Below are 16,291 nucleotides of genomic sequence, written 5' to 3' on the forward strand. Positions count from 1 at the left end.
ATGCAAATCGCCAAAACCGATGCACCCATCATCGAAGTCCAGCACCTCTACAAGGACTTCCCCATCAACTCCAATGCCATCAAGAGTGGCAAGATGCGGGCGCTGTCCGACATCACCTTAAACCTGCACCGGGGCCGCGCCCTGGCGGTGGTCGGTGAATCGGGCTCCGGCAAGAGTACCATCGCCAAGATCATCGCCAAGATGTACAAACTCAGTGCCGGGCGCATTCTCTATCGCGGCCACGATCTGGAGGAGTTCAACAAGGGCACCGCCCTGCTGGACTATCGCCAGAGCGTGCAGATGGTGTGGCAAGATCCGTTCGGTTCGCTCAACCCGACCCACACCATCTATCACCACATCGCCCGCCCCCTGCTGCTGCACAGCAAGGTGATCGACAAGAAAGAGCTGCCAGACATGGTCTACGCCCTGCTGGAGAAGGTCGGCCTGACCCCCGCCAAGGCGACGGCGGCCAAGTATCCGCACCAGCTCTCCGGCGGCCAGCGTCAGCGGGTCAACATCGCCCGCAATCTGGCGGTGGAGGCGGAAGTGGTGCTGGCGGACGAGCCCACCTCCATGCTCGACGTCTCCATTCGCATCGGCATCCTCAACCTGATGGAGCAGATGAAGAACGAGCTCGGCGTCTCCATGCTCTACATCACCCACGACATCGCCACCGCCCGCTATGTGGCGGAAGATCTGGCAGTCATGTATGTGGGACACATGGTGGAGTGGGGCGAGGTGGATGAGATCCTGCACCACCCGCAGCACCCCTACACCCAGCTGCTTATCTCGGCGGTGCCCGACCCGGAGAAGAGCATCCATGCCGAACTGGAGGGTGGCCGCAAGGGGGAGATCCCGCTCTGGACGCCGGAATCCTGCGGTTGCCCCTTTGCCGGGCGTTGCAATCAGGCGATGCCCCGCTGCAAGGAGGCGCTGCCCCCCATCACCAAGCTTGCCGACAACCACTTCGTGCGCTGCTACCTCTACGAGTGAGGGTGAGCCTTAGACCGGCCGGACAACCCTGTCCGGCCATGCCTCGATACGGGGCAGCCACAGCCCCGTGATGTGCCTCACCGCCCGGCGGTGAACCACAGGAGTAATACCTTGATGGAACTCTTGATCAATCAGGTGGGCTACGAGTGCGACGGACACAAGGTCGCCCTGTTGCAAACCTCCCCCGCCCCTGATCTCGGCGGCTATGTCAGGCTGCAACGCCTCGATGATGGCCAGATCCTGTTTGAAGCCCCGCTGCAACCGGCTGGCAGCGTCCCAGGCTGGCAAGGCCGCGCTTACTGGCGCGCCGACTTCTCCGCCTTCAAAGAGCCCGGCCACTATCGGCTGGAGGCGATCACTGCCCAAGGCATAGTCCGCTCGACCCGCTTTGCCATCGGCCAGGATCTGCTGGCCAGCAGTTGCCTCTCCGACGTCATTCACTACTTCAAGGGGCAGCGCGCCAGCGGCACCTTTGATCGGGCCGACCGCAACGCCCGCCTGTTTGGCACCGACCAGCACAAAGATGTGCACGGCGGCTGGTTCGATGCCAGCGGCGACATGAGCAAGTACCTGAGCCACCTCTCCTACGCCAACTACCTCAACCCCCAGCAGACCCCCATGGTGGTCTGGTCCCTGCTCAAGTGCCGGGAACTGCTGGCCCCGCGCCGCGATATCGACGGAGTGAACCTCTGCAAACGGCTCAATGACGAGGCGCTGCACGGCGCCGATTTCCTCTGCCGGATGCAGGATGAATCGGGCTTCTTCTTCATGACCCTGTTCGACAAGTGGAGCAAGGATCCCGCCCAGCGCGAGCTGTGCGCCTATGCCACCCAGCAGGGTATCAAATCAGCCAACTGGCAGGCGGGTTTTCGCCAAGGGGGCGGCATGGCCATCGCCGCGCTGGCCCGCGCCGCCCGCGAGAGCGTCAGCGGCGACTTCGATGCCAGCCGCTATGCCGAGGCCGCCAAACGCGGCTACCTGCATCTGCGTGAGCACAACCTTGCCTACCTCGATGACGGGGTCGAGAACATCATCGACGACTACTGCGCCCTGCTGGCAGCGGTGGAGCTGACCCGCTCCTTCGGCTCCGAGTGGCTCAATGAGGCGAGAGTCCGTGCCAGCAAGCTTTGCGCCCGCCAGCGCCCTCATCCTGAGCTGGGTCACTACTGGTCGGCCAACGAGGATGGCTCGCGCCCCTACTACCACGCCGCAGAAGCTGGTCTGCCGGTGCTGGCGCTGCTGGAATATCTGGGCGTGGAGCCGGATCAGGGGCACCAGGCCCGGGTACAAACCGTGGTGGAGCAGGCGCTGGCCGCCGAGCTGGCGCTGTGCGCACGGGCGGGTAACCCCTTCTCCCTCGCCCGCCAATATGTCAAAGGGGTGGATGAAGCGCCGCGCGTCAGCTTCTTTATGCCCCACCACAACGAGTCCGGTTACTGGTGGCAGGGGGAGAATGCCCGCCTCGCATCGCTGGCGGCCATGGCCTTTGCTGGCGCCCGCTACTTCCCCCGCCAGAGCCAGCCGCTCATCACTTACGGTCAGCGCCAACTCGACTGGATCCTCGGGCAAAACCCCTTCAACGCCTGCATGCTGGCGGGCCACGGCATCAACAACCCCGCCTATACCGCCGGGTATCCCAATGCGCAGGGGGGCATCTGCAACGGCATCACCTCAGGGTTTGATGACGAAAACGAGGTGGCCTTTATTCCGGAGGAGTACAAGGATCGGCTGGATCAGAACTGGCGCTGGGGCGAGCAGTGGATCCCCCACGCTGCCTGGTTTGCCCTGGCCATCAGCTGGCAAAATGCCGCAGGAGGTCGACATGATTGAGTACTGGGTCGGGGTTGATGGCGGTGGCACCCACACCCGCGCCCGCATTCGGGATCGGGCCGGCAAGCTGCTCGGTGAAGGGCGCGCTGCTGGCTCCAATCTGGAGCTGGGGATCCCCCACGCTCATGCCAATGTGCTGGCCGCCATCGCCAGCGCCCGCCTTACGGCCGGACTCGGCATCGAGTGCGAACAACAGATGGGGGTCGGGCTGGCGCTCGCCTCCGCCGAGCTGGCCGACTGCTATCACGCCCTGCTCGAGATGCCCTTCCCCTTTGCGAGCGTGCGGCTCACCTCCGATGCCTTTGGCGCCTGCCTCGGCGCCTTTGGTGGTCGGGAGGGGGCCATTCTGATCGCCGGCACCGGTTCGGTCGGGCTGGTTTATCAGAATCACCGGATCCGCACCTGCTCTGGACGGGGCTTTCCCATTTCGGATCTCGGCAGCGGCGCCTGGCTGGGGCTACGCGCCATCCAGCAATCCCTGCTCTGCCACGACGGCATTCTGCCCCCCAGCACCCTCGCCATCCGCTTGATGGATAGCTTCAAGCGGGATCAGGCCGAGGTGGTTCGCTGGGCCGCCCGCGCCATTCCGGCGGACTATGGCCACTTTGCCCCCTGGGTATTCGATGCCGCCAGCGATGGCGACGAGCTCGCCAATCAGCTGCTGGACGAAACCTGCGAACAACTGCGGATCCTGCTGGAGGGAATGACCCAGCTCGGTGCCAGACAGATCGCCCTGCTGGGGGGGATTGGCACCCGCCTCGCTCCCCGTCTCGGCCAGCTCAACCTGATCCCTCCCCAGGCAGATGCGCTCGATGGCGCCATCCTGTTTGCCCAATCAGAGGATTTTCCATGTCTACACCCCTGATCCACACCCAGGTCGCCCGACGTGACGGCGAGGATGTCTGGTTCACCTTCACCCTATCCCGCATGCCGGATACCAAGTGGAAGCTGCACTTCTGTCTGGCTCGCCATATCGACCCCGACTCCTTGCAAGGGGGGGAGCTGGAGCGCCAGAGCGGCAGCTACAAGGTGATTGTCCCGAACGCTGGCAGCTGCGAGCTGCGCTTTTGCTGCCGTCAGACCCCCATCAAGAAGCTCTCCGACATGCCGCAGGGCTTCTTTCTCAGCCTGCCGGAGGCGACCACGGGTGCCCAGCTGCTGCCGGTGACGCTGGCGGCGCAGGATCTCGGACTGGAGAACCCGCCGGTAGCCCGCCCAGATCTGCCGGATATCGAGCCTCTGCCCGGTATAGTGCCGCAACCGGCCCATCTGGTACTGCCGGAGGGGAACTTCCGTCTGGCCGAGCGGGCTCATGTCAGCGCCCCCCGCGATGTGCCGAAATTGCTGGCCCACTTCAACGAGCTGACGTCGCTGGCGCTGGAGCAGGATCACGACGCTGAAATCCGGCTGACCGAGGCCAAGCTGGCCCCCGAAGCCTACCAACTCACCATCACGCCGCAGGAGGTGGTGATTGCCGCCGCCGACGAAGCGGGCTGGCGCCACGGGCTGGTGACGCTAGCCCAGTGGTATCTGCAACATGGGGAGAGCCTGCCCTGCATCACGCTGGAGGATGCCCCGCGCTTTGGCTTTCGCGGCATTTTTCTCGACTGCGCCCGCCACTTCCACACTCCGGCTACCATCAAGCGTCTGCTCAAGCTGATGAGCCTCTACAAGTTCAACCGCTTCCACTGGCATCTGACCGATGACGAGGGGTGGCGACTCGAGATCAAGGCCTTCCCGGCACTGACCGACGTAGGTGCCTGGCGCGGCCACGATCTGGCGATCGGCCCCCAGCTCAGCGGCGGTGCCGAACCCTATGGCGGCTACTACACCCAGAGCGAGGTGAAAGAGCTGGTGAGCTATGCCGGTGAACTCGGCATCACCGTCATTCCCGAGATCGACATTCCGGGCCACTGCCACGCTGCCATCAAGGCGCTGCCCGAGCTGCTGATCGAAACGGCGGATCACTCCCGCTACCGCTCGGTTCAGCATTTCGATGACAACGTGCTCAACCCCGCCCTGCCCGGCACCTACCGCTTTCTGGAGGCGGTGCTGGACGAGGTATGCGAGCTCTTTCTCGGCCCGCAGATCCACATGGGGGGTGACGAGGTGCCGACCGGGGTCTGGACCGACAGCCCCGCCTGCCAGCAGCTGATGGTCGAGCAGGGCTACGCCGACTGCCGCGAGCTGCAGGGCCATCTGCTGCGCCACTGCCAGCGCTATCTGGCCGCCAGAGGCAAACAGATGATCGGCTGGGAGGAGATCCTGCATGGCGACAAGGTGAGCCGCAAAGCGGCCATCTGTGCCTGGACCAGCTTTCAGGCGGGGTTGGATGCTGCCGCGGCCGGTTATCCTGTGGTGATGGCGCCCGCCCAGTTCCTCTATCTCGATCTCGCCTGGAGCGCCGATATTCATGAACCCGGCCTCTACTGGGCGGGTACCCTCAATCTGGAGCAGATCTACTCGTGTGACCCTGCCCCAGCCGATTTCCATGCCAACGATAACATCCTCGGGGTGCTGAGCCCCTTGTGGTCAGAATTGATCACCAGCCGTGATCGTCTCGACTACATGTTGTTCCCGCGTATGCTGGCCACGGCCGAGGTGGCCTGGAGCGATCCCACCCACAAGGGCTGGGAGCACTTCGCCGCCCGCCTGCTGGGTCAGCTGCAGATCCTCGATCAGTTGCAGGTGCGCTACCGGATGCCACAGAGGTAATGTTGTCTCTACTTTGGCGGCCAATCGGCCGCCTTTTTTACGATTAGCCAACAAAACATCAACTTCCCCCTACCATTCATCCGCCATTATTGGCAAAATCCAGCCCCCAATGAAGCTGGTCTGCCTCCTGCTGGCGCGAGCCTGCGGCCACCTCCAGATCTGCCACAATAACAACGACAACATTATCAACAAGAACATCGGAGCGTATTCCTATGGCCCGCAGAGATGTCCATACCCTGGATAGCGAAGTGGAGTTTCCTGCCGACGTACAACTGGTCTCCACCACTGACCTGCGCGGGGTGATCACTTATGCCAATCCGGCTTTTTGCACCATCGCCGGCTATAGCGCCGACGAGCTGGTCGGTCACAACCATAATCTGGTACGCCACCCGGACATGCCCAAGGCCGCCTTCGCCGATCTCTGGGCCCGCCTCAAGGAGGGCAAACCCTGGCGCGGCATCGTCAAAAATCGCTGCAAGGATGGTCGTTACTACTGGGTAGATGCCTACGTCACCCCCATCTACGAAGGCAACAGGATCAGCGGCTACCAGTCGGTACGCTGCAAGCCCGAGCCCCAATTCAAGCGCATCGCCGCTCAGACCTACCAAGCCCTGCTCAAGGCCGAGCGCGGCAACAGCAACAACCTTCCCTCTCTTGCCAGAGTGCGCACCCCGGCCATTACCCTGCTGCTGCTCGGCATGATGGGCTGGGCCTTCGCCAGCCAAGGGGCTATGACCGTCCTGCTGATGCTGCTGCCCCTGTTGCTTCTTGGCGGAGCCTACTGGCGCGAGCTCTTTGCCCTGCCCCACTATCTGCAGCAACTGGGCCGTGAATATGACAGTCTGACTCGGCTGGTCTACTCCGGTGACAACCCCGGCGCCATTGCCGATTTTCATATCAAGATGCTTCAAGCCCGCATCCGAACCGTATTGGGACGGATCAACGATGCCACGGCACCTCTGCAAACCTTGGCCATCAATCTGAAGCAGGCCTCTCATCAGGCCTGTCTCGATATCAACGAGCAAGATGCCCAGACCCAGCAGATGGCTACGGCTATGACTCAAATGGCCAACACAGCTCACGAAATCGCCCGCAACATTCAGGACTCCAACGGTCAGGTCAACGAAGCTCGCAATCGTTGTGAACAAACCAACCAGCAGTTGAACCAGACCGAGCAACAGATCGAACAGCTCGCCAAACAGGCAGAGCTGGCGTTCAACTCGGCAGTGGAGCTCGCCAGCGAATCCGAACGGATTGGCAGTGTAATGGGCGAGATCCAGGGCATCGCCGAGCAGACTAACCTGCTGGCCCTCAACGCCGCCATCGAAGCGGCTCGCGCCGGGGAGCAGGGCCGTGGTTTTGCAGTGGTCGCAGACGAGGTGCGTACTCTATCGACCCGCACCCACAAGGCGACCGAGCAGATCCAGGGCAGCATCAAGCAGATCCAGCACACGCTGGGACGTTGGAAGGAGATGATGCAGGAGAACCTGCAACAGACCCGCGCATGTGCCGAGATGACCCGCCAGGGCGCCAGCAGCCTCCATACCGTGCTGGCAGAGATAGAGCTGGTCACCGAACACTCCACCCAGATCGCCACCGCTGCTGAGCAGCAACAAGCAGTAGTGGAGGAGATCAGCCGCAGCATCCACCAGATCTCCGAGTACTCCCACGCCAACAGTCAGAAGATGCTGGATGTCGATCACTCCAGTCAGGCTCTGCTGGAACGGGCCAAGCAACTGAAGGGGCTTAGCCAGACATTCGGCTGAATCATTGCCAGCTCCATGACAGAAGCGCCACAATGGCGCTTCTGTTGTTTTTGACGAATCGGGTCTATGAGCATTGAATCAAGTCCATCCCCATTGAACAAAGCTGCCCGTATCGAAGCGATCATCGCCCTGATCCCGGCAGGCCGGGTGGTCAGTTACGGTCAGGTGGCCGATCTGGCGGGGCTGCCCGGACGGGCAAGACTGGTAGGCAAGGTGCTGCGGGAAACCGACAAGGTACTGCCGTGGCATCGGGTGCTGGGCGCAGCGGGCACCATCTCGTTACCGAAAGGATCGCCAGGCTTTGCCGAACAGACGGGACGCCTGCAGCAGGAGGGGGTCGTGGTGATCGGGGGGAGGGTCAGAATGAAGGAGTGGCAATGGCAGCCCGATCTGGCCGAGCTGCTTTTTCTACTGCCGTTTTGAGGGGGTCACAGCCGGATCACTCCAGCGGCGCCAGGATCTCGTCGCTGCGCACCTGCACCGGTATGGTCTCATCCGCGCGCTGCAGCAGCACCAGCAGGCTCTGCCGGTCAACCTCCAGCACATAGGCCGCCCCTTCCCGGGTCATGCAGCTCATGCCCGGCCGGATCTCGTTAATCTCCATCTCAACCTCCTTGTCTACTTCGCGATTGACGACAGCTGCACTCCTTGCAGCTGTCTCAGTATACCGCTATCCATAAGCAAAGAGGCCCCTTGTCGGGGCCTCTTTTCATCAGGCTTTTTTAGCCTTTGGCAAACTCTCTTGCCAGGTACCGTTGTCGTAGTGAGCAGTCCAACCGGTCGCCTTGCCGTTAACCTCGCTCATCACATACTGCTCCTTGGTCTTGCGACTGAAGCGCACGATGGCGGGGTTGCCGTCCGGATCGGTGAGCGGGGCACCAGCCAGATACTTGTGCTTGGCGGAGATGCGATCCTTGAAGCGCTTGAGCTCTTCCACCAGCGGCGCGCGGGTCTCGCGAGATTTGGGGAAGTTGCTGGCCGCCAGGAACAGACCGGCAGCCCCGTCACGCAGCACAAAGTGGGCATCGGACTGGGTGCACTTGAGCTCCGGCAGCGGCACCGGATCCTCCTTCGGCGGCGCGATGTCGCCGTTTTTCAGGATCTTGCGGGTGTTCTTGCAGGTCTCGTTGGTGCAGCCCATGTACTTGCCGAAACGGCCGTTCTTGAGCTGCATTTCGCTGCCGCAACGGTCGCACTCGATGCTCGGCCCTTCGTAGCCCTTGAGCTTGAACTGGCCCTTCTCGATCTCGTAGCCATCGCAATCCGGGTTGCGACCACAGACGTGCAGCTTGCGGCTGTCATCGATGATGTAGGCATCCATCGCTGTGCCACAGACGCCGCAGCGGTGCTTGGCGCGCAGCGCTTCGGTTTCCGCCTCTTCGCCGTCAGTGGCGGAGACAAACTCGTCGGCAGAGACCAGGTTGATGGTCTTCTTGCAGCGCTCTTTCGGCGGCAGGGCATAGCCGGAACAGCCGAGGAACACGCCGGTGGTGGCGGTACGAATCCCCATCTTGCGGCCACAATCCGGGCAGTCGATGTCGGTCATCACCATCTGGTTGGCACGCATGCCGCCCTCTTCGGGCGCCTTGTCGGCCTTCTCCAGCTCCTGGGTAAACTCGGCGTAGAAGGCGTCCAGCACCTTCTTCCACTCCAGGCTCCCTTCGGCGATGCCATCGAGTTTGTCTTCCATCTTGGCGGTGAACTCGTAGTTCATCAGCTCAACGAAGTTCTCCACCAAACGATCGGTGACAATCTCGCCCATCTTCTCGGCGAAGAAACGGCGGCTCTCGACCCGCACATAACCGCGATCGACGATGGTGGAGATGATGGAGGCGTAGGTAGACGGACGGCCGATGCCGCGTTTTTCCAGCTCGCGCACCAGCGCCGCTTCGGTGAAACGGGCCGGCGGCTTGGTGAAGTGCTGGCGCGGATCCAGCTTGACCAGTTTCAGCACCTCGCCAACGGTCACCGCCGGCAGCTGGCTATCTTCGCCCTTGCGACCCATCGGCGGTAGTGCCTTGGTCCAACCGGCGAAGCGCAGGGTACGGCCACGGGCCTTGAGCTCGAACTCACCCGCCTTGACGGTCAGGGTGGAGGAGTCGTATTGAGCCGGGGTCATCTGGCAAGCAACGAACTGACGCCAGATGAGATCGTACAGACGCATGGCATCCGGCTCCATCCCTTCCAGCATCTCGGCAGTCACCTGTACGTTGGAGGGACGGATCGCCTCGTGCGCTTCCTGGGCATTGGCCTTGGCGCCATACAAATTCGGCTCGGCTGGCAGATAGGCAGCGCCATACTGCTCGCCGATATATTCACGCACCGCCTCAACCGCCTCTTTGCTGAGGTTGGTGGAGTCGGTACGCATATAGGTGATGTAACCCGCTTCATAGAGACGCTGGGCCATCATCATGGTCTTCTTGACCCCGAAGCTCAGGCGGGTAGAGGCCGCCTGCTGCAGGGTGGAGGTGATAAACGGCGCGGACGGTTTGGAACCGGTCGGCTTGTCTTCCCGGTTAACAACCTTGTAGTCGACCCCTTCCAGGGCTGCGACAGCGGCAAAGGTCTCGGCCTGGGTCACCGGCTTGAAGTCGGCCCCGTTGCGGCTGACCACTTCCATCCGCAGATCGCTCTTGTCGGCGGTCAGCAGGTCGGCATTGAGATCCCAGAACTCGACCGGAACGAACGCCTTGATTTCGCGCTCTTTATCGACGATGAGACGCACCGCGACAGACTGCACCCGACCGGCGGAGAGACCGCGGGCCAGCTTTTTCCACAGCAGCGGGGAGACCATGTAACCCACCACGCGGTCGAGGAAACGACGGGCCTGCTGGGCATTGACGCGGTCAATATTGAGTTCGGACGGCTGGGCAAACGCCTCCTTGATGGCGCTCTTGGTGATCTCGTTGAACACCACGCGCTTGTAGCGGCTGTCGTCGCCACCGATGATCTCGCGCAGGTGCCAGGCGATCGCCTCTCCTTCTCTATCCAAGTCGGTTGCGAGATAGATGGTGTCGGCTTTCTCGGCCAGACTTTGCAACTCGCTGACCACCTTCTCCTTGCCGGGCAAAATCTGGTAGTTAGCCTGCCAGCCAGCGGTCGGATTGATACCCATCCGGGCAAACAGGGCCTTGCGATCCTTGGCAGCCTTCTCGGATTCGCTCAACTTGATGCCGCGAATGACAGGTTTCTTGGGCTCGGTGCTGGCGCTGCCGCTGGTGGGCAGATCGCGAACATGACCCACGCTGGATTTCACCACGTAGTCCTTGCCCAGATATTTGTTGATCGTCTTGGCCTTGGCCGGAGACTCCACTATGACCAGTGATTTGCCCATGCTGTAACTATTATCCTCATTGCACCCGACGGGGTTGGTGTGCGGTTTTGTGGGGCTGTATAAGAGATTTGGCGCGAAAAAGCAATCTTGTGAGCAAATTTGCCTGACCAGCCCGAACCACACGGCTTCTTTTATTGCTTCTTTATTTATTAATGCGAAGGCAACAGGCCGGACGCAACCGCTTTTTCAATTTTCTGCCATACCGCCCCTCTTTTTATATCTGAAACGACATAAAAACGTCTGCTGGTTACCGGCTTGTTACAAAAACATAAAATCTCTTTATAATGGCCCAACCCCGACGCATTGCGCGCGGAAGGAACCGCTACCCATCATAAAAATCGAAAGGATGTACTCAATGAAGCACTTCGAGGTCAATTTCGACGGTCTGGTCGGCCCGACTCATAACTATGCTGGCCTCTCCTACGGCAACGTTGCCTCCCAGAGCAATGCCCAGGAGGCTTCGAATCCGAAAGAGGCCGCCAAACAGGGACTGCGCAAGATGAAGGCGCTGACCGAGCTTGGCATGACCCAGGGGGTGCTGGCGCCACAAGAGCGTCCCGATCTCGCCACCCTGCGCCGCCTAGGCTTCACCGGCAACGATGCCCGGGTGCTGGAGCAGGCCGCCAAACAGGCTCCCGCCGTACTGGCTGCCTGCTATTCGGCCTCCAGCATGTGGACAGCTAACGCCGCCACCGTCTCCCCCAGTGCTGATACCCAGGATGGCCGCATTCACTTCACCCCCGCCAACCTGACCAACAAGTTTCACCGCTCCCTGGAGCCGGACGTCACGGGCCGTATCCTGCGCGCCGTGTTCAACAACGATCGCCACTTCAGCCACCACCTCCATCTGCCGGAAAATGACCACTTCGGCGACGAGGGGGCGGCCAACCACACCCGCCTCTGCCGCGCCTATGGCGAGGCGGGGGTCGAGCTGTTTGTCTATGGCCGCAGCGCCTTTGACTACTCCCGCCCGGCGCCGAAGCGCTACCCGGCACGCCAGACCCTGGAGGCAAGCCAGGCCATCGCCCGCCTGCATGGCCTTGGCGAGGAGAGCGTGGTGTTTATTCAGCAAAACCCGGAGGTGATCGATCAGGGGGTATTCCATAACGACGTGATCGCGGTGGGCAACCAGAACGTGCTCTTCTTCCACCAGCAAGCGTTCCTCAACACCGAAGCGGTGCTGGCCGAGATCAGCGACAAGTTTGGCGAGGGGGATTTGCACTTTATCGAAGTGCCGACCGCCGAGGTGTCGGTGCTGGATGCGGTGAAATCCTACCTGTTCAACACCCAGATCCTCACCCTGCCGAGCGGCGAGATGGCCATTATCGCCCCCACCGAGTGCCGCGATAATCCGGCGGTGTCGGCCTATCTCGGCAAGCTGCTGACGCAGGAGACTCCGATCAAGGCGGTCCACTATATGGATGTGAAACAGAGCATGCGTAATGGTGGCGGCCCGGCCTGCCTGCGACTGCGGGTTGCCATGAACGATCAGGAACTCGCTGCGGTCAATCCGGCCTGCCTTATCAACGACAGCCAGTTTGCCCGCCTCAATGGCTGGGTCGATCGCCACTACCGTGACCGGCTGACCCTCGACGATCTGCGGGATCCCGCACTGGTGCAGGAGTCCCGCAGCACACTGGACGAGCTGACCCAGATCCTGAAACTGGGTTCGGTCTACCCGTTCCAGCGCTAAATGTGATGCCCGGGAAGACCGCCAACGCTGGCGGTCTTCTGCTATCTGCTATCTGCCTTCTCTTCAGCGCGATCGCAAAATTGCACGGATGCTGTTTTGTGCAGAAAAGCAGCGCACAACTTGCTGATAAGCTTGAATTTTGAGCTGGATGTATCAAAAAATCGACGAACAGTCATTTTTTACTGCCAGATGCCTCATCAAGGGGTTCACAAAGCCTCTGGATCTGATAGTATGCGCCTCGCACTTGGGGAGGGGTTCCCGAGCGGCCAAAGGGATCAGACTGTAAATCTGACGGCTCTGCCTTCGAAGGTTCGAATCCTTCTCCCTCCACCATTCAAGTGCAAAAGTAGTGACAATCAGGAAATACCCCGTGGAGGGGTTCCCGAGCGGCCAAAGGGATCAGACTGTAAATCTGACGGCTCTGCCTTCGAAGGTTCGAATCCTTCTCCCTCCACCATTTCCCCGATTGAAATGGCTGAATACAATTTGCTTTGCCCCTGTGGAGGGGTTCCCGAGCGGCCAAAGGGATCAGACTGTAAATCTGACGGCTCTGCCTTCGAAGGTTCGAATCCTTCTCCCTCCACCATCATTCAAGAAAACCCGGCCTAGCGCCGGGTTTTCGCTTTCTTCCATTCTCATCACATTTTCCCGACCTTGTCAGATCTGACAGTTGCAATTGCGTCCGATATTGATGATTGTGGCACCATCAATAACAGGGTATTCACATCATGTTTGAAGTCTGGGACGAGCATGGTCACGCCACCGGTCTGACATTGCAGGCGCTCAAAGTCAGAATCAGCAACGACTATCAGGGCGAGCTGATGGTGCGCTACAGCAACAAGCTGGGACTCCCCACGACCCTCTTTCTGACCATTCATCAGGGCGTTGCCTATCAACGCTTCAAAGCGGGTTCGCCAAGACTGGATTGGGAATGGCTGGCCACTGCAGGCAATGGCCACAGCCCCCGTAATTTTATGAGCGAACAGTTTCCCGATTTTCAACTCGCACTGGATAATTGAACATCAGCAACTATCGCTAACCCACCATCAAAGATTCCCCAAAAACTGATTTTCCATTCGCATGATATTCCTGCCAAATTGCATGATGACGTGGGTGCGAGTACAATCTCGCACCCCGAATATCCGGTGCATCTTCTTTAGATAACCCCGGATATGCCGTCATCGGGTAGCGCTGCATTGAGCCTCCTCTCGGAGAGCTTCTTGCACCGCAACTCAACCACTACGATGCCATCAGGTGGCATCGTCCTGATTTGCAATCAGATATAAAGAGTCCGCCATGTTTAAACCAGAATTGCTCTCCCCCGCAGGTTCCCTCAAGAACATGCGTTACGCCTATGCCTATGGCGCTGATGCCGTCTATGCCGGTCAGCCCCGCTACAGCCTGCGGGTGCGCAACAACGAATTCGATCACGAAAACCTACAGCTGGGCATCAACGAAGCCCATGCGCTGGGCAAGCAGTTCTATGTGGTGGCCAACATCCAGCCCCACAACTCCAAGCTCAAAACCTTTATCCGCGACATGCGCCCTGTGGTGGAGATGAAGCCGGATGCGCTGATCATGTCCGACCCTGGTCTCATCATGATGATGCGCGAAGCCTTCCCGGATATGCCGGTTCACCTCTCGGTGCAAGCCAACGCGGTCAACTGGGCGACGGTGAAGTTCTGGCATCAGATGGGCCTGACCCGCGCCATCCTGTCCCGCGAATTGTCGCTGGACGAGATCGAAGAGATCCGCATGCAGGTGCCGGAAATGGAGCTGGAAGTGTTCGTTCACGGCGCGCTGTGCATGGCCTACTCCGGCCGCTGCCTGCTCTCCGGCTATATCAACAAGCGTGACCCCAACCAGGGCACCTGCACCAACTCCTGCCGCTGGGAGTACAAGGTACACGAGGGTAAAGAAGATGACGTGGGCCAGATCGTCCACCGTCAGGAGCCCATCGCAGTGCGTCCGGACAACACGCTAGGCCTTGGCAAACCGACCGATGCGCTGGTGCTGCTGGAAGAGTCCAACCGCCCGGGCGAGTACATGAGCGCGTTCGAAGACGAACACGGCACCTACATCATGAACTCCAAGGACTTGCGCGCGGTCGAGCACGTCGAACGACTGACCAAAATGGGCGTGCACTCGCTGAAAATCGAAGGGCGCACCAAGTCCTTCTACTACTGTGCCCGCACCGCTCAGGTCTATCGCAAGGCCATCGACGATGCTGTCGCCGGCCGGCCGTTTGACCGCAGCCTGATGGGCACCCTCGAAAACCTGGCCCACCGCGGCTATACCGAGGGCTTCCTGCGCCGTCACAACCACAGCGAATACCAAAACTACGACTACGGCTACTCCGTCTCCGACACCCAGCAGTTTGTCGGCGAGATCACCGGTCGCAAAGGTGACATGGTCGAGGTCGAGGTGAAGAACAAGTTCCTGGTGGGCAACAACCTGGAGCTGATGACCCCGCAGGGCAACGTCCGTTTCAATCTGGAGCAGATGGAGAACCGCAAAGGGGAGCTTATCGACACCGCGCCGGGCAACGGTCACGTTGTCTATGTGCCGGTCCCGAAAGATCTGGATGTGAACTACGGCATTTTGCTACGCAATCTGGGCGACAGCCAGGATACCCGCAACCCGCACACGGCGGCCTGAAATGGCGCTGCTCATCACCGACAAGTGCATCAACTGTGACATGTGCGATCCCGAGTGCCCCAACCAGGCCATCAGCCTGGGTGAGGAGATCTACGAGATCGACCCCAGTCGCTGCACCGAGTGCGTCGGTCACTATGAGAAGCCGACCTGCATCAGTGTCTGCCCTATCGACTGCATCATCTGGGATCCCGCTCATGTGGAGACCGAAGATCAGCTGATGGAGAAGTTTGTGCGGATGCACCGGCAGTAGCGGATACACAGACCGTAAAACGAAAAAAGGCCGAGCAATCGGCCTTTTTTGATCCTGCGTGCAGCGGCTGGCCATCACTTGCCGACCAGCCGGATCAGTTTGTCCAGCTCACGCTGGGCCTCCAGCATCCGGGTCTGGGACTCCTCCAGCCTGGCCTGCCGCTTGGCAATCTTCTCCGGTTTGCCACTGACTCTCGCCTCCTGCAGCTCGAGCAGACGCTCGTCCACCTCACCACGCAGTTTGTTAACCCGCTCTTTCTGCTCCTTGAGCAGACCTTCATCGGTACAGTGGGCCTTGATATTGCGTGCTGCCTGTTCGAGCCCGGCAATTTGCCCGGCATTGTTGTGTGCTTTGGCAAACACCAGCTGGTCGTTGACGGCCTGCAGACGGGCCTTGCAACCGACCGCCTCACTGCCAAAGGCCTGACCCGCCAACAGCAGCAAGCCGGCTCCCAATACTTTCCACATCTCGATTCATCCGGTCTTGTTTGCGAGCTGACCATAAAAACCTCGATCGGCAGCAGGGTCAAGCAAGCGGGAAAAAGGTGCGACAGAAGTTGTGCAACATCACGCAATTGCCACCCTGTTGGTTCTACAATGGCGCTCTTTCCAATCGGGAGTCTGTTATGAATCAACAAATTGTGGTCATTGCCAACGGTGCCCCCTATGGCAGCGAATCCCTGTTCAACGCCCTGCGTCTCGCTATCGCCCTCAACGAACAGGGTGGTGCCAGCCTGAAGCTGTTCCTGATGTCCGATGCGGTGAGTGCAGCACTGGCCGGTCAGGCACCGGCCGAGGGATACAACCTGCGCCAGATGCTGGAGATCCTGCTGGCGCAAGGCGTCACCATTCGCCTGTGCAAGACCTGCACCGATGCCCGTGGCATCACCGCCCTGCCGCTGATCGAGGGCATTGAGGTCGGCACCCTGCCGATGCTGGCCCAATGGACCCTGGCGGCCGACAAGGTGCTGACGTTCTGATCTCCCCCTCCGGATCTCTTGCCCCTTTAGCTCTCATCTGACCCTCCATGGCCCCCGCCACGCGGGGGCATTG

14 protein-coding genes and 3 tRNA genes are annotated in these 16,291 nt (G+C 60.5%); 14 read left to right on the top strand and 3 right to left on the bottom strand.

The features are described 5' to 3' along the window. From AB5Y76_RS21315 to AB5Y76_RS21340, 6 genes are all read left to right on the top strand, one after another. Entirely contained in the window at positions 1 to 993 is a 993-nt protein-coding gene (locus tag AB5Y76_RS21315; RefSeq protein WP_263716875.1) for an ABC transporter ATP-binding protein, read from the top strand. A gap of 114 nt (positions 994 to 1,107) precedes the next feature. Continuing rightward, positions 1,108 to 2,823, top strand: a complete 1,716-nt coding sequence (locus AB5Y76_RS21320; RefSeq protein ID WP_263716876.1) for a glycoside hydrolase family 9 protein — start codon at positions 1,108 to 1,110, stop codon at positions 2,821 to 2,823. Next, the gene (locus AB5Y76_RS21325; RefSeq protein ID WP_263716877.1) at positions 2,816 to 3,688 is read left to right on the top strand and encodes a BadF/BadG/BcrA/BcrD ATPase family protein; all 873 of its coding nucleotides are present in this window, start codon (positions 2,816 to 2,818) and stop codon (positions 3,686 to 3,688) included. Before AB5Y76_RS21320 ends, AB5Y76_RS21325 begins: the two co-directional genes overlap by 8 nt. After that, positions 3,673 to 5,538 (top strand): beta-N-acetylhexosaminidase, encoded by a 1,866-nt coding sequence (locus AB5Y76_RS21330; protein WP_263716878.1) that lies wholly within the window; start codon positions 3,673 to 3,675, stop codon positions 5,536 to 5,538. The genes AB5Y76_RS21325 and AB5Y76_RS21330 overlap by 16 nt, the downstream gene beginning before the upstream one ends. Before the next feature lie 212 nt (positions 5,539 to 5,750). After that, on the top strand, positions 5,751 to 7,304 hold the full coding sequence (locus AB5Y76_RS21335; protein ID WP_263716879.1) for a PAS domain-containing methyl-accepting chemotaxis protein: 1,554 nt from the start codon (positions 5,751 to 5,753) through the stop codon (positions 7,302 to 7,304). Positions 7,305 to 7,370: 66 nt separating this feature from the next. Then, positions 7,371 to 7,727 (top strand): MGMT family protein, encoded by a 357-nt coding sequence (locus tag AB5Y76_RS21340; protein ID WP_005362155.1) that lies wholly within the window; start codon positions 7,371 to 7,373, stop codon positions 7,725 to 7,727. A gap of 16 nt (positions 7,728 to 7,743) precedes the next feature. Here the strand turns inward: AB5Y76_RS21340 and AB5Y76_RS21345 are convergent, their stop codons facing one another. Both AB5Y76_RS21345 and topA read right to left on the bottom strand, forming a co-directional pair. After that, positions 7,744 to 7,908, bottom strand: coding sequence for a hypothetical protein (locus AB5Y76_RS21345; protein ID WP_005334891.1), 165 nt, complete (start codon positions 7,906 to 7,908; stop codon positions 7,744 to 7,746). A 108-nt stretch (positions 7,909 to 8,016) separates the two neighbouring features. After that, a complete protein-coding gene (gene topA, locus AB5Y76_RS21350; protein WP_107683628.1) occupies positions 8,017 to 10,638 on the bottom strand; it encodes a type I DNA topoisomerase in 2,622 nt (873 codons plus the stop codon). A 355-nt stretch (positions 10,639 to 10,993) separates the two neighbouring features. Here topA and astB point away from each other — a divergent pair, with 355 nt between their 5' ends. The 7 genes from astB (at position 10,994) to AB5Y76_RS21385 (ending at position 15,239) form a co-directional block, all read left to right on the top strand. Then, a complete protein-coding gene (astB, locus tag AB5Y76_RS21355) occupies positions 10,994 to 12,331 on the top strand; it encodes an N-succinylarginine dihydrolase (RefSeq protein WP_368177821.1) in 1,338 nt (445 codons plus the stop codon). 248 nt (positions 12,332 to 12,579) lie between these two features. Then, positions 12,580 to 12,664, top strand: a tRNA-Tyr gene (locus AB5Y76_RS21360). Between the two features lie 39 nt (positions 12,665 to 12,703). Beyond that, a tRNA-Tyr gene (locus AB5Y76_RS21365) sits at positions 12,704 to 12,788 on the top strand. A 44-nt stretch (positions 12,789 to 12,832) separates the two neighbouring features. Continuing rightward, positions 12,833 to 12,917: transfer RNA gene (locus AB5Y76_RS21370), tRNA-Tyr, on the top strand. A gap of 142 nt (positions 12,918 to 13,059) precedes the next feature. Beyond that, on the top strand, positions 13,060 to 13,350 hold the full coding sequence (locus tag AB5Y76_RS21375; RefSeq protein ID WP_263716881.1) for a hypothetical protein: 291 nt from the start codon (positions 13,060 to 13,062) through the stop codon (positions 13,348 to 13,350). A gap of 277 nt (positions 13,351 to 13,627) precedes the next feature. After that, positions 13,628 to 14,989 carry a tRNA 5-hydroxyuridine modification protein YegQ gene (gene yegQ / locus AB5Y76_RS21380; protein WP_263716882.1) on the top strand — a complete coding sequence of 454 codons (1,362 nt, stop codon included), beginning with the start codon at positions 13,628 to 13,630 and terminating at the stop codon, positions 14,987 to 14,989. Position 14,990: 1 nt separating this feature from the next. Beyond that, complete coding sequence (locus AB5Y76_RS21385) at positions 14,991 to 15,239, top strand: YfhL family 4Fe-4S dicluster ferredoxin (protein WP_005334896.1); 249 nt, start codon at positions 14,991 to 14,993, stop codon at positions 15,237 to 15,239. Positions 15,240 to 15,313: 74 nt separating this feature from the next. Here the strand turns inward: AB5Y76_RS21385 and AB5Y76_RS21390 are convergent, their stop codons facing one another. Continuing rightward, complete coding sequence (locus AB5Y76_RS21390) at positions 15,314 to 15,706, bottom strand: DUF1090 domain-containing protein (RefSeq protein WP_127005868.1); 393 nt, start codon at positions 15,704 to 15,706, stop codon at positions 15,314 to 15,316. A gap of 158 nt (positions 15,707 to 15,864) precedes the next feature. Here AB5Y76_RS21390 and AB5Y76_RS21395 point away from each other — a divergent pair, with 158 nt between their 5' ends. After that, positions 15,865 to 16,218, top strand: coding sequence for a DsrE/DsrF/TusD sulfur relay family protein (locus AB5Y76_RS21395; RefSeq protein ID WP_005334901.1), 354 nt, complete (start codon positions 15,865 to 15,867; stop codon positions 16,216 to 16,218). Positions 16,219 to 16,291: the final 73 nt, after the last annotated feature.

Origin of the sequence: Aeromonas sp. R1-2 (assembly GCF_040908505.1) — a bacterium.
In the GTDB taxonomy this organism is placed as follows: domain Bacteria; phylum Pseudomonadota; class Gammaproteobacteria; order Enterobacterales; family Aeromonadaceae; genus Aeromonas; species Aeromonas veronii.

What these genes read in the sequence shown, in the direction of transcription:
- AB5Y76_RS21385 (WP_005334896.1), top strand. Translation starts at nt 14,991, where the DNA reads ATGGCGCTGCTCATCACCGACAAGTGCATCAACTGTGACATGTGCGAT.
- topA (WP_107683628.1), bottom strand. Translation starts at nt 10,638, where the DNA reads ATGGGCAAATCACTGGTCATAGTGGAGTCTCCGGCCAAGGCCAAGACG.
- AB5Y76_RS21390 (WP_127005868.1), bottom strand. Translation starts at nt 15,706, where the DNA reads ATGTGGAAAGTATTGGGAGCCGGCTTGCTGCTGTTGGCGGGTCAGGCC.
- AB5Y76_RS21320 (WP_263716876.1), top strand. Translation starts at nt 1,108, where the DNA reads ATGGAACTCTTGATCAATCAGGTGGGCTACGAGTGCGACGGACACAAG.
- AB5Y76_RS21340 (WP_005362155.1), top strand. Translation starts at nt 7,371, where the DNA reads ATGAGCATTGAATCAAGTCCATCCCCATTGAACAAAGCTGCCCGTATC.
- AB5Y76_RS21395 (WP_005334901.1), top strand. Translation starts at nt 15,865, where the DNA reads ATGAATCAACAAATTGTGGTCATTGCCAACGGTGCCCCCTATGGCAGC.
- AB5Y76_RS21335 (WP_263716879.1), top strand. Translation starts at nt 5,751, where the DNA reads ATGGCCCGCAGAGATGTCCATACCCTGGATAGCGAAGTGGAGTTTCCT.
- AB5Y76_RS21325 (WP_263716877.1), top strand. Translation starts at nt 2,816, where the DNA reads ATGATTGAGTACTGGGTCGGGGTTGATGGCGGTGGCACCCACACCCGC.
- AB5Y76_RS21315 (WP_263716875.1), top strand. Translation starts at nt 1, where the DNA reads ATGCAAATCGCCAAAACCGATGCACCCATCATCGAAGTCCAGCACCTC.
- astB (WP_368177821.1), top strand. Translation starts at nt 10,994, where the DNA reads ATGAAGCACTTCGAGGTCAATTTCGACGGTCTGGTCGGCCCGACTCAT.
- AB5Y76_RS21375 (WP_263716881.1), top strand. Translation starts at nt 13,060, where the DNA reads ATGTTTGAAGTCTGGGACGAGCATGGTCACGCCACCGGTCTGACATTG.
- yegQ (WP_263716882.1), top strand. Translation starts at nt 13,628, where the DNA reads ATGTTTAAACCAGAATTGCTCTCCCCCGCAGGTTCCCTCAAGAACATG.
- AB5Y76_RS21345 (WP_005334891.1), bottom strand. Translation starts at nt 7,908, where the DNA reads ATGGAGATTAACGAGATCCGGCCGGGCATGAGCTGCATGACCCGGGAA.
- AB5Y76_RS21330 (WP_263716878.1), top strand. Translation starts at nt 3,673, where the DNA reads ATGTCTACACCCCTGATCCACACCCAGGTCGCCCGACGTGACGGCGAG.